8 protein-coding genes and 1 riboswitch are annotated in these 12,144 nt (G+C 28.8%); of the genes, 5 read left to right on the top strand and 3 right to left on the bottom strand.

Annotated elements, in window-relative coordinates:
* The first annotated feature begins 106 nt into the window (after window positions 1-106).
* The 4 genes from pepT (Ccar_RS08240) (at window position 107) to yjeM (ending at window position 7,081) form a co-directional block, all read left to right on the top strand.
* Entirely contained in the window at window positions 107-1,333 is a 1,227-nt protein-coding gene (gene pepT, locus Ccar_RS08240) for a peptidase T (RefSeq protein ID WP_034825994.1), read from the top strand.
* A 32-nt stretch (window positions 1,334-1,365) separates the two neighbouring features.
* Window positions 1,366-4,014, top strand: coding sequence for a winged helix-turn-helix domain-containing protein (locus Ccar_RS08235; RefSeq protein WP_007059126.1), 2,649 nt, complete (start codon window positions 1,366-1,368; stop codon window positions 4,012-4,014).
* 309 nt (window positions 4,015-4,323) lie between these two features.
* On the top strand, window positions 4,324-5,550 hold the full coding sequence (gene pepT / locus Ccar_RS08230) for a peptidase T (protein WP_007059127.1): 1,227 nt from the start codon (window positions 4,324-4,326) through the stop codon (window positions 5,548-5,550).
* Window positions 5,551-5,569: 19 nt separating this feature from the next.
* Window positions 5,570-7,081, top strand: a complete 1,512-nt coding sequence (gene yjeM, locus Ccar_RS08225) for a glutamate/gamma-aminobutyrate family transporter YjeM (protein ID WP_048030029.1) — start codon at window positions 5,570-5,572, stop codon at window positions 7,079-7,081.
* A 58-nt stretch (window positions 7,082-7,139) separates the two neighbouring features.
* Here the strand turns inward: yjeM and Ccar_RS08220 are convergent, their stop codons facing one another.
* Window positions 7,140-8,315 carry a phosphoribosylaminoimidazolecarboxamide formyltransferase gene (locus tag Ccar_RS08220; RefSeq protein WP_007059129.1) on the bottom strand — a complete coding sequence of 392 codons (1,176 nt, stop codon included), beginning with the start codon at window positions 8,313-8,315 and terminating at the stop codon, window positions 7,140-7,142.
* Between the two features lie 51 nt (window positions 8,316-8,366).
* A riboswitch (ZMP/ZTP riboswitch) is annotated at window positions 8,367-8,448 on the bottom strand.
* 52 nt (window positions 8,449-8,500) lie between these two features.
* Window positions 8,501-8,695 carry a hypothetical protein gene (locus tag Ccar_RS08215; protein ID WP_007063973.1) on the bottom strand — a complete coding sequence of 65 codons (195 nt, stop codon included), beginning with the start codon at window positions 8,693-8,695 and terminating at the stop codon, window positions 8,501-8,503.
* A 379-nt stretch (window positions 8,696-9,074) separates the two neighbouring features.
* Here Ccar_RS08215 and Ccar_RS08210 point away from each other — a divergent pair, with 379 nt between their 5' ends.
* Complete coding sequence (locus Ccar_RS08210; RefSeq protein ID WP_007063972.1) at window positions 9,075-9,932, top strand: YitT family protein; 858 nt, start codon at window positions 9,075-9,077, stop codon at window positions 9,930-9,932.
* A 111-nt stretch (window positions 9,933-10,043) separates the two neighbouring features.
* Here the strand turns inward: Ccar_RS08210 and Ccar_RS08205 are convergent, their stop codons facing one another.
* Window positions 10,044-12,122: a cell wall-binding repeat-containing protein gene (locus Ccar_RS08205; RefSeq protein WP_007063971.1), complete on the bottom strand. Its 2,079-nt coding sequence runs from the start codon at window positions 12,120-12,122 to the stop codon at window positions 10,044-10,046.
* Between the last annotated feature and the right edge of the window lie 22 nt (window positions 12,123-12,144).

Here is a 12,144-nt window from a genome sequence, read left to right as displayed (position 1 = left end):
TACAACCCTTTATAAAATAATGATATAATAAAATTAATCTACTTATATAAATCATACTTTAGGTGGATTGCATTTATAAAAATTTTCATTCTAAGGAGAGATAATGATGTCTAAAGTTGTAGAAAGATTTATTAAATATGTAAAGTATGATACTAGACCTGATGAGGATTCTATAACACATCCTACTACATCAGGACAATTAGAATTAGGTAAAGAACTAGTGAAAGAACTAGAAGAGATTGGAATGGAAGATATTTGTTTAGATGAAAATGGATATATAATGGCAACTTTACCAGCAAATATTGATAAAGAAGTTCCAGTAGTAGGATTTATTGCGCATATGGATACTAGTCCTCAAGTTTCGGGAACCAATGTGAAGCCTAAATTTGTAGAGAATTATAATGGAGAATACATAATACTAAATGAAGAAAAGAATATAATTCTTTCACCTAAGGATTTTCCAGAACTTAAGAATTATATAGGTAAAACTTTAATTACATCAGATGGAACTACTTTGCTTGGAGCAGATGATAAATCAGGAATAGCAGAGATTATTACTGCTATGGATTTTTTGATAAAAAACCCTAAAATTAAGCATGGTACTATAAGAATTGCATTTACTACAGATGAGGAAATTGGTAAAGTTGGAGAATACTTTGATATTCAAAAATTTAAGGCTGATTTAGCTTATACTGTAGATGATGAAGCTATAGGGCAATTAAAATATGAAAATTTCAATGCAGCAAATGCTAAAATAACTATAAATGGAAGAAGTGTTCATACGGGAAAGGCTAAAGGAAGTATGATAAACTCTTTAAGGATTGCAACAGAGCTTATTAGTATGTTTCCAGAAAATGAAACCCCAGAAAATACAGAGGGAGCTGAAGGCTTTTATCATGTAGAAGCCGTTAATGGTAATGTTGAGGAAACAAAAATTCACTATTTAATAAGAGACTTTGAAGATAAAAAGTTTGAAGAAAGAAAAGAATTTATTAAAAAAATTGTGCAGGATCTAAATAAGAAGTATGGAGAAGGCACAATTATCCTTGAAGTAACTGAACAATATAGAAATATGAAGGAAAAGATAGAAGCTGTAAAATATATTGTGGATATAGCTATTGAAGCTATGAAGGAAGTAAATATATTTCCAGATGTTACACCATTAAGAGGAGGAACAGATGGAGCAAGATTATCTTATATGGGGCTTCCTACACCAAACATATCAGCAGGAGGACATAATTTTCATAGTAAGTATGAATATATTTCAACTTATGCTATGGAAAAGGCTGTAGAGGTAATATTGAAAATAATAGAGTTATTTGCAGAAATGTAAAAGTTAACTGAATTATTTAGGAGTTGTGAAAAATGATATTAAATTATAAACACAATAAAACTAAATTTGTAATTCCAAAAAAGAAATGCAAAATTATTCTCAGAGAAAAAGTTTTAAAAAAACTAGATGAAGCTTTAAATACTAAACTTACAATTATATCTGCTCCAGCAGGCAGTGGAAAAACTACATCTGTTATTTCATGGATATATTCAAGAAAACTAGAAAATAATATAATATGGATTTCTTTAGACGAAAGAGATGATAAATTAGATGTTTTTTGGAGTTCATTTATTACAGCCATTGAAAAATTTAAAGATTCTAAAGATGAAAAAAATAATTTTGAGGATAATCAGGAAATTCCTATTGAATCAATAGTAGATGTGGTTTTAAATAGTATTTCAAGTATAAATGACAATTTAGTATTTGTAATAGATGATTTTCATTTTGTAAAAGATAAAGATATACTCATGGAAATTAAGCATTTTATTGATGGGATTTTTGATAATGTCCATATCATAATAACAAGTAGATCAAAAACAAATATAAATGTTTCTAAATTAAGGTTGGATGGAGAAGTAACTGAGGTAGATATGAGGGATTTAAATTTCTCTCTTAAAGAAACCACAGAATTTCTTAATGAAAATATGGAAATTAGAATATCAAAAGAAAGTATAAAAAGGTTAAATGAAGCTACAGAAGGCTGGATAGCTGGAATCCAAATTGCTGCATTGTCTATGAATGGAAGAAAAGATATAAGTGAAATAGAAGAAAAGTTTAGTGGGAATAATGAATATATTCAAGATTATTTTTGTGAAGAAATTTTAAGTGATAAATCAGAGGAAATTAAGGAATTTTTATTAAAAACCTGCATTTTGGATGAGTTAAATGCAGATTTATGTAATGCTGTAATCTGTAAAAAAAATAGTCAACAAATTTTAGAAGAATTATGTGATATGAATATGTTTATTGATAAACTAGATTATGATGGAAAATACTTTAGATATCATAAGCTTTTTAGAGAATTTTTAATGAGTAAACTAAATGGTATAAATAAAGAAGAAGTTTCTGAAGTTAGTAATAGAGCAGCTAGCTGGTATGAAAAAAATGGATGTGTAAATAGTGCTGTTAATCAATATATACATGTGGAAAATTATGAACAAGCGATAAAATTAATTGAAGATAAATGTGTTAAAAAAATTTTTACTAATGAATATTTTTATGTGTTAGGTTGGTTAAAAAGTATGCCTCAGGATATTATTATAAAAAATCCCAGGTTTTGCATGGTACACATGTGTACATATATATATGACGATATAAATTATTGCAAGTATTTGGAATTCACTGAAAAAGCATTGGAGAATTATGAAGATGAAAATTATAAAAAAGAATGTACTAGCATACTATCCATTATAAAAGGAGATAAAAGTTTTATAAAATCAGAATATGAAAAAAGCATTAAATACTATGAAAATGCTCTTGAATATTTAGAAAAGGATATATTTTGGCATACAATAATAAATTTAAAATTAGGTATAGTAAACTTTTATTTAAAAAAATTTGATTTAGAAAAGAAATATTTTCATGAAGCTCTAATTTTAAGTCAGTCTTATGGTGATGATATTTTATATTTATCTGCTAGTAGAATTATTATCTTTGTAAAATTACTTACAGGAGAACTAATTCAATGTGAAAATATGTGCAATACTTGCCTTGGAAGCAATATAAATGAAGAATTAAAAAAATCTTCACATATATCAATTTTTTATATAGCATTAGCATTAGTCTATTATGAAAAAAATGATATTAATAAAGCTGAAGAGTATATGCTAAAAGGATTAAAGTTTTTAGAAGAAGAATGGGACAGTTATACAGCCTTTTTAGGATATTATGTTTATTCGGGAATTGTTTTGGAGAAGAATCCAAGAAATGAAAGAAACGAATTAAATAAGCTTTATGAAAAGATAGAAGAATTATCACAAAAATATGATGATTATAGACTTTTGGATAAATATTATTTTCATAAATTAAAAGATAATTTTAAAGTATTAAAGATGAGAAGGCTTATAGAATGTGGAGAAGTTAATTCGGTAGAAAAATACATTACAAAGAGGGATTTTAAAATTCCAGAGGAACTTATTGTTTTTTCAAGAATACTAATTTATAAGGAAAAAAGTGATGATGCATTGATGCTGCTGAATAAAATTTTAACTTCACAAAATGATAATAAATATTTAACTATAAGAGCCTATATTATGAGAGCAGAAATTTTTTCTCAAAATGATCAATATGAAAATGCAACTAGAGATTTAAGAGAAGCTTTAATTATTGGATTTGAAAATGGATTTATTAGAATATTTTTGTTAAAACAAGTAAAAGCAAATAAAATTTTGTTAAAAACTATTAAATCTATGAAATTTAATAAGGATTATTATAAAATGGGAGAATATTTAAACAAAATATTAAGTTTATATTCAACTGAAGAAAATAGTGAGATAATAAGCAAAAGAGAAAAAGAAGTATTAATGCTTATAGAAAGTGGAGCAAAAAATTCAGAAATTGCTAAAGCTTTGTTTATTACAGAAAGCACTACAAAAAGCCATATATTAAACATATTCAGCAAATTAGGTGTACGCAATAGAATTCAAGCTGTGGCAAAAGCAAAAGAAATAGGAATTATTTAAAATGTGGGGGATGTCAAGGATTAGAATATGAAGGATTTTATTCTAAATACTTTTGACATCTCATACTATTTTAAGCACTTTTAAGTGTATATATATGTAATTAGCCTAAAGTATGATAAACTTACTAACTTATTTCAACCTTCTCAGTCATACTTTAAGATGGTCAATACTTAAAAAAAAAGTGATATAGTGTAATTACGTAATTGACAATAAATTGCCAAACATTTAAAGAGGTTCTGCAGAGCTAAATAAAATCAATGTGCCTAATACTTAAAATTATTTTACATTATAGATTGTGAGGAGATTAATATGTCTAATGTTGTGGAAAAATTTATTAATTACATAAGCTTTGATACTAGATCAAATGAAGAAGTAGAAAATGTACCAACTACTTCAGGACAGCTTGTGTTAGCAAAAGCTCTTGTAAAAGAGTTAGAAGAAATAGGAATGAAGGAAGTTTCAGTAGATGAAAATGGGTATGTTATGGCAACGTTACCATCAAATACTACTAAAGAAATTCCTACTATAGGATTTATTGCTCATATGGATACAAGTCCAGAAATTTCAGGAAAAAATATAAATCCTAAATTTGTTGAAGATTATGATGGTAAAGATATAGTTTTAAATGAGGAAAAAAGTGTAATACTTTCTCCAAAGGATTTTCCAGAATTGAAAGATTATATTGGTAGAACACTTATTACAACAGATGGAACTACTTTGTTAGGTGCTGATGATAAAGCAGGAATTTCTGAAATTGTTACTGCTATGGAATATTTAATTAATAATCCTGAAATTAAACATGGAACTATTAAAGTTGCATTTACTCCAGATGAAGAAGTAGGAAGAGGTTCAGATCACTTTAATGTTGAAAAGTTTAATGCAGATTTAGCTTATACTCTAGATGGTGGTGCTATTGGAGAGTTAGAGTATGAAAATTTCAATGCAGCAAGTGCTAAAGTAACTATAAATGGAAGAAGTGTGCATCCTGGAAGTGCAAAAGGAACAATGATAAATTCAATGCTTATTGCTGGAGAATTTATGAGCATGCTTCCAGAAAACGAAACACCAGCAACAACAGAAGGGTATGAAGGTTTTTACCACATAGTTACACTTAATGGGGGAGTAGAGGAAACAAAACTTCAATATATAATAAGAGATTTTGATGAGAAAAATTTTGAAAAAAGAAAAAAATTTATGACTAGCGTTGTGAAAAAATTAAATGAAAAATATGGTAAAAATACAGTTGAAATTGAAATAAAAGAGCAATATAGAAATATGAAAGAAAAGATTGAACCTGTAAAACATGTTGTTGATATTGCTTTCCAGGCAATGAAGGAAGTAAATGTTGTTCCTAAAGTTCAGCCTATAAGAGGTGGTACTGATGGAGCTATGCTGTCATTTAAGGGACTTCCTACACCGAATATATTTACAGGTGGCCATAATTTTCATGGAAAATATGAATATATTCCTGTATACTCCATGGAAAAAGCTGTAGAGGTAATAGTTAAAATAATTGAATTATATGAAAAAATGTAAAAAATGAGGGGGAAAAAAAATGGAATCAGCTAATAAAAAAAAGATGACATTAGTAGCACTTATATTAATGATTTTTACATCAGTATTTGGATTTGCTAACATACCTAGATCATTTTATTTAATGGGTTATAGTGCAATACCATGGTATATTTTATCTGCAATAACCTTCTTTATTCCTTATGCATTTATGATGGCAGAATATGGAGCAGCATTTAAAAGTGAAAAAGGAGGAATTTATTCATGGATGGATAAGTCCGTTGGACCTAAATATGCTTTTATAGGCACATTCATGTGGTATGCTTCCTATGTAATTTGGATGGTTAATATATCTTCTTCAATATGGATACCACTTTCAAATGCCATATTTGGAAGCGATAAAACTGCAACTTGGTCACTTTTAGGATTGAGTTCCACTCAAACATTGGGATTATTAGGTGTATGTTGGATTTTAGTTGTAACTATAACAGCTTCTAAAGGATTGGAAAAAATAACGAAAGTAACATCAGTAGGAGGTACTGCAGTAGCATTACTTAATATTGTACTATTAATAGGTGCAGTAGCCGTTTTAGTATTAAATGGTGGACATTTAGCTCAACCAGTTGCAGCATCAGCTGCTTTTACACAATCACCAAATCCATCTTATCAAAGTACAATTAGTACATTATCATTTTTAGTATTTGCATTATTTGCTTATGGTGGAATAGAAGCGGTTGGAGGATTAGTAGACGAAACTGAAAATGCAGAAGTAACATTTCCAAAAGGTGTTACCATAGCAGCAATAATTATTGCTATAGGATATTCTTTAGGTATATTTTTATGTGGTATATTTACTAATTGGCAAGAGGTATTGTCAGTAAAAGGTGTTCACATGGGTAATGTTGCTTATGTGGTAATGCAAAATTTAGGATATCAGTTAGGAAAAGGTTTTGGACTTAGCCAAGCTGGTGCATTAACAATGGGAGCTTGGATGGCTAGATACATGGGATTCTCTATGTTCTTAGCATTAACAGGAGCATTTTTCACACTATGTTATGCACCATTGAAACAATTAATAGAAGGTACACCAAAAGAATTATGGCCAGGAAAAATGGCTGAAGTTAAAGATGGAATGCCTAAAAATGCTATGTGGATTCAGTGTATATTTGTAATAGTATTTATATTACTAGTTTCTTTTGGAGGAGATGCAGCATCTAAATTCTTTGCAATATTAATAGAAATGACTAACGTAGCAATGACTCTTCCATATATGTTCTTGTCAGCTGCATTTATTGCTTTTAAGAAAAAAGAAAGTATTAAAAAACCTTTTGAAGTTTTCAAAAATCATACTTGGGCACTTGTTGCCACTGTAGTAGTTACATTCACTATAGGTTTTGCAAATTTCTTTACAATAATAGAACCAGCAGTACATGGAAAAATGAAAGACACAATATGGATGCTTGCAGGTCCAGTAATCTTTAGTATAATTGGTTTGTTAATATATGGATCATATGAAAAGAAAAAAGAGAAACATTTAGCATCACGTGATGCATAAAATATATAAAATTAGGTTGTGCCATTTGGTACAACCTATTTTATATATTATGTATTTTTTAATGGTGAAATAATCTTGTTTCAGAGAAGGACATAGCTATATTATACTCGTTACAAGCTTCTATTACTAAATTATCTCTTAATGATCCTCCAGGCTGTACAATGTATTTAACTCCACTTTGAGAGGCTCTATCTACATTATCCCTAAATGGGAAAAATGCATCTGAACCTAAAGAAACTCCAGTTAAATTTGAAAGCCAGGCGCTTTTTTCTTCTTTTGTCAATCTATCTGGTATTTCTTTTAATACATTTTTCCATTCTTTTAATTCCATAGGAGTAATATCATCTCTAAGATATTGATCTATAACATTGTCTCTATTTGGCCTTGAAACATCCTCTTTAAAAGGAAGATTAAGAACAGCTGGATGTTGTCTTAAAAACCATATATCTGCTTTAGATGCAGCAAGTCTAGTACAATGTATACGGGACTGCTGTCCTGCACCAACACCAATTACTTGACCATCTAAAACGAAACAAACAGAATTGGATTGAGTATATTTTAAAGTAATCATGGAAATAATTAAATCACGTTTAGCTTCATCACTAATATTTTTATTAATAGTAACTACATTATTAAGCATATCTTCTTTTATTAGCACATTATTTCTTTTTTGTTCAAAGGTTATTCCATATATTTGTCTTTTTTCTATTTCATAAGGTTCATAATCCCAGTCCATTTGAATGATACAATAGTTTCCTTTTTTCTTTCTCATTAAAAGTTTTAAAGCTTCATCAGTATATCCTAATGCAATTATGCCATCTGAAACAGATTTACTTAAAATTTGTGCTGTAGGAAGATCTACTATATCACTTATAGCAGCCCAATCACCAAAAGAGGACATTCTATCTGCACCTCTAGCACGTGCATAAGCACAAGCTACAGGAGATAAGTCAATATCTGATACAAAATAGGATTTCTTTAATGCATCACTTAATGGAACACCTACTGCAGCACCAGCAGGACTTACATGTTTAAAGGAAGCAGCAGCAGGAAGTCCTGTAGCTATTTTCAATTCTTTAACTAATTGCCATGAATTGAAGGCATCCATAAAATTAATGTAACCAGGATTACCATTTAGTATTTTAAAAGGTAATGTTTTATTTTCAACATAAATTTTTGCCGGCTTTTGATGTGGATTACATCCATACTTAAGTACAATTTCTTGATTTTTCATAAATTTAACCTCCAAAATAAAATAAAGCAAAAAACGCCTGGGTAAAATAATATATTCTACCCAGGCGGTCGATAACTTTTTTAAATCATGCTCCTTATGGTTAACTCCATTTCCGCCAGTTACATGATCACTAACTAAAGTATAACTTATATGAATTCCTAAGTCAAACATGAATTAAAATTTTATTATAAACTAAATAAAATTAATAATATAATCATTGGAAGAGCTGAAAATATAATATAAAGTATTGAAAAATCACTGTTATCATCCTTTGCTTGTTTTTCTTCAAGGTTATAGTGACTTTCAGGGTTGTTTATTATTTCAGTTAACTCTTCATTTTTATCCATTGCTTGTTCATTTAAAAAATTCAAACTTACCATAATATACACACCTCCACACTATGATTTAAATAAAAGTATAGTTTTAATATTAATGAATAATTGCATTTAAAAGTATATTTATTCAATATATATAAAGAATATATTAATAAAGTTTACTATTTGTTAATATTATTATATTCCTTTGAAAACGTTTTTACAATGGTTTTGTTAAATTTATCTATTATTTTTTTATTAATAACAGATAATGTTGCTATTAATTAGAAATATTGTAAAGTTATTTTTAATGTTAACCATTGAAAATTGTGCGTCATAATAATTTTTGATATAATATTAATATATGATATGTAAAATAAGTTAGAAATTTTACATATTTGTTTAAGTGACTGTGAAAAAGTCAAAAGAGTTAAGGGGGAATTTCATGATAAAAAAGTATATGAATATTTATTCGAAAACCACTAAGGTTTTATTAATGATTTTAGGTGCAACTTTGTATTCTATTGGGTTAGAGATATTTTTAATTCCCAATAATATTATAGATGGTGGAATAGTTGGAATATCAATTATGATAAGTCATTTTACTAATATACCTCTTGGTATTCTCACTTTCATACTTAATATACCGTTTTTTGTTATTGGATATAAGCAAATAGGAAAAACATTTACCATATCAACTTTATTTTCTGTAGTATGCTACTCTATTGGAATATCTATCTTCAAGCCAATTCCAGGTATAACTCAAGATATTCTTTTAGCTTCAGTTTTTGGTGGAATAATAGCAGGATTAGGAATAGGAATAATAATACGAAACGGAGGTTCTACTGATGGGGCTGAAATAGTTGCAATAATTTTAGATAAAAGGTCAACTTTTTCAGTAGGACAAATAGTATTGTTCTTCAATTTTTTCATATTAACTTCAGCAGGCTTTGTTTTTGGATGGGATAGGGCAATGTATTCTCTTATTGCATATTTCATAGCAATTAAACTTATAGATATTATAGTTGAAGGTATAGATGAGTCAAAGGCTGTATTTATTATTTCAAGCAAACATGAAGATATATCTCAAGCTATAATGGATAGACTTGGAAGAGGAATAACTTTACTTAATGGAAAAGGAGGCTATAAAGGTGTTGCTACAGATGTGATATATGTGGTAGTATCACGTTTGGAAATTTCTAAATTGAAGTCAATTGTACATGGCTTTGATGAAAATGCTTTAGTAACAATAGGAAGTGTTGATACATCAGGAAAGAGTTATAAAAAGAAAGCTATACACTAATAAAAGCTTTAATGTGGAAAAGTATAAAGCACTATCAAACTTATATAATGTTGATAGTGCTTATTTTTAATTATTAAATAGTGTTTTTTATAACCTTTTGAGGAAAACAAATTATTTTGCTAAATTAATTTTAACACTTTCTGGAACAACTGCAGCTCCTCCAAATATTACTTCATCTGTATAATTTTTTGTATTAATATAATTCTTTTGATTAATTATATTGTTATTTACAAGAATAACTGGAGCATTATATTTTGCTGCATATAGACTACCTGATAAGGCGTCTGGAAAATTTTCTCCAGAAGCAAAGGTTACTATGGAACTATCTAAATCAAAGTATTTAGCTATATTTAATGAAGTTTCATACCTATCCCTTCCCCATATTCTCAATATATTATTATCAGAAAGGTTGGCATTACTTTTAATTTGTTCTTTTATATTGTCAGATATGGCACCTGTTCCGCCTATAATATATACTTTAGAAGGTTTAACTTTATTAATGGTTTGTATAGCAGAGTCAGATAAAGCATTACTATCTGATAAAATTATTGGATAACCCTTTGAAGCAGCTATAGTTGATACACTTAAACCATCTGCAAATACATCGCCACCAGCTATAAATATTGGAGTACCTTCCTTAGCATCTATTTGATCATTTATAGTTTTTATAGTACTATATTTTGAATCATCACCACTAAGCCTTTTTATATTGGAGTATCCTAAATCCTTTAAGTTGTTTACTATATTGTTATTTACTTCTCCTTCATTTCCTAAAATATATATTGTCCCATCTTTACTTAAATGAGATTTTATATAGTTCAAAGTACTGATGTTTTCAAAAGAATAGCTGCCGCATAAGAGAATAGGAGCATCTAATTTTTTAGCCAGTACACTGCCGCTAAGTGCATTTGGAAAATTATAACCTGATGTAATAACCACATTATTAATTGTTCCATTATTTAAGCTTTCTGCAATTTTGCAGGCTGTTTGAAATCTGTCTTGTCCACTTAGTCGAGTACTTGAATATTTTTTGGTACCAACACTAACAGGTGTCCAGTTATTTATTAATGCTTCAGCTTCCCCATCACTGCTTATACATCTGCCAGAGTATTCTTCAGAATAAGCCTGCCAATTTGGAAAAGACAATGTTTGATCATATCTATTTGATACTATTCCATTAGATTTATAATAAACATCATTATCAAATGAATTATTCACTGAGGTTGCATCTGTTAATTGTACATTATAAATACTGTTTTTACTTAATAACAAATTGTTCCTAACCCAGTTATTAACAGCATTATCCATCATATAAATATCGTCAATAGAGTTGCCATAAAATACATTATTATATATGTAATTGTTAGTGGCATTACTAGCAACAGCTATACCATAAGCATGATTGTTATATAAAAGATTATTTTCAACTGTACAATTACTTCCTCCATTTGGCCTGCCATACATTTGTATAGCTGCACCTGCATTATCATGAATTTTGTTTCCTATAAATGTCCAGTTGTAGCATCCATAACCTATGTATATTCCATGATCTTTTGGCTTATTTATTTTTAAGCCTACATTATATATTTCACAATTTTTAACACTACAGTAATCAGAACCGTCACCATCTATTCCTGAAGTACCGATACCTCTATATACTGGATAGTCCAAATTATATATAGTTAAATTCTCCATATCAATATAAGTAGACTTTGTGTGTGAGGAGTCAAAACTTTTGGTTACATATATTCCAGCACCTGAGTAGTCCTTCATGGTTATTCCATCAACTTTCCAGTAAGAACAACCAGCAAAGGTTATTGCATCTGCTCCATCTTTTCCACTTAATTCTCTCTCGTTATTTCCTGTCATAATAACAGTTTCTCCAGGATAATTTTTTATAGTGTACCAGGCATCACTTGATCCATTTTTGTTAAACACATTTGTAGTTTCAAGGTAGGTTCCACCTCTTATCATGAGAGTATCTCCTGGCTTTAGTGCATCTATTCCAGCTTGGATAGTAGTAAAAGGATTATCTATACTTCCCCAATTGCCTTTGCCAGTGCCCTTATTTTGAGATACATAGTAAGTGTTTCCACTATTTTCGGCATAAACCTTAGTTACATTAAGGGTTAACGCTTGAAATAATAGAAAAGTTAAAGCAAATGTAAAAAAAACTAAAAATTTTTTCATTAGTATCCTCCTTGTAGTTAAA

Origin of the sequence: Clostridium carboxidivorans P7 (genome assembly GCF_001038625.1) — a bacterium.
GTDB classification, from domain to species: domain Bacteria; phylum Bacillota; class Clostridia; order Clostridiales; family Clostridiaceae; genus Clostridium_AM; species Clostridium_AM carboxidivorans.
The sequence above is the reverse complement of the archived record's forward strand: the minus strand, read 5'-3'. Positions and strand labels throughout refer to the sequence as shown.

Bases quoted from the DNA above. Each gene is read 5' to 3' on its own strand.
- Ccar_RS08210 (WP_007063972.1), top strand. From the start codon at position 9,075: ATGATAAAAAAGTATATGAATATTTATTCGAAAACCACTAAGGTTTTA.
- Ccar_RS08220 (WP_007059129.1), bottom strand. From the start codon at position 8,315: ATGAAAAATCAAGAAATTGTACTTAAGTATGGATGTAATCCACATCAA.
- pepT (WP_007059127.1), top strand. From the start codon at position 4,324: ATGTCTAATGTTGTGGAAAAATTTATTAATTACATAAGCTTTGATACT.
- yjeM (WP_048030029.1), top strand. From the start codon at position 5,570: ATGGAATCAGCTAATAAAAAAAAGATGACATTAGTAGCACTTATATTA.
- Ccar_RS08215 (WP_007063973.1), bottom strand. From the start codon at position 8,695: ATGGTAAGTTTGAATTTTTTAAATGAACAAGCAATGGATAAAAATGAA.
- Ccar_RS08205 (WP_007063971.1), bottom strand. From the start codon at position 12,122: ATGAAAAAATTTTTAGTTTTTTTTACATTTGCTTTAACTTTTCTATTA.
- pepT (WP_034825994.1), top strand. From the start codon at position 107: ATGTCTAAAGTTGTAGAAAGATTTATTAAATATGTAAAGTATGATACT.
- Ccar_RS08235 (WP_007059126.1), top strand. From the start codon at position 1,366: ATGATATTAAATTATAAACACAATAAAACTAAATTTGTAATTCCAAAA.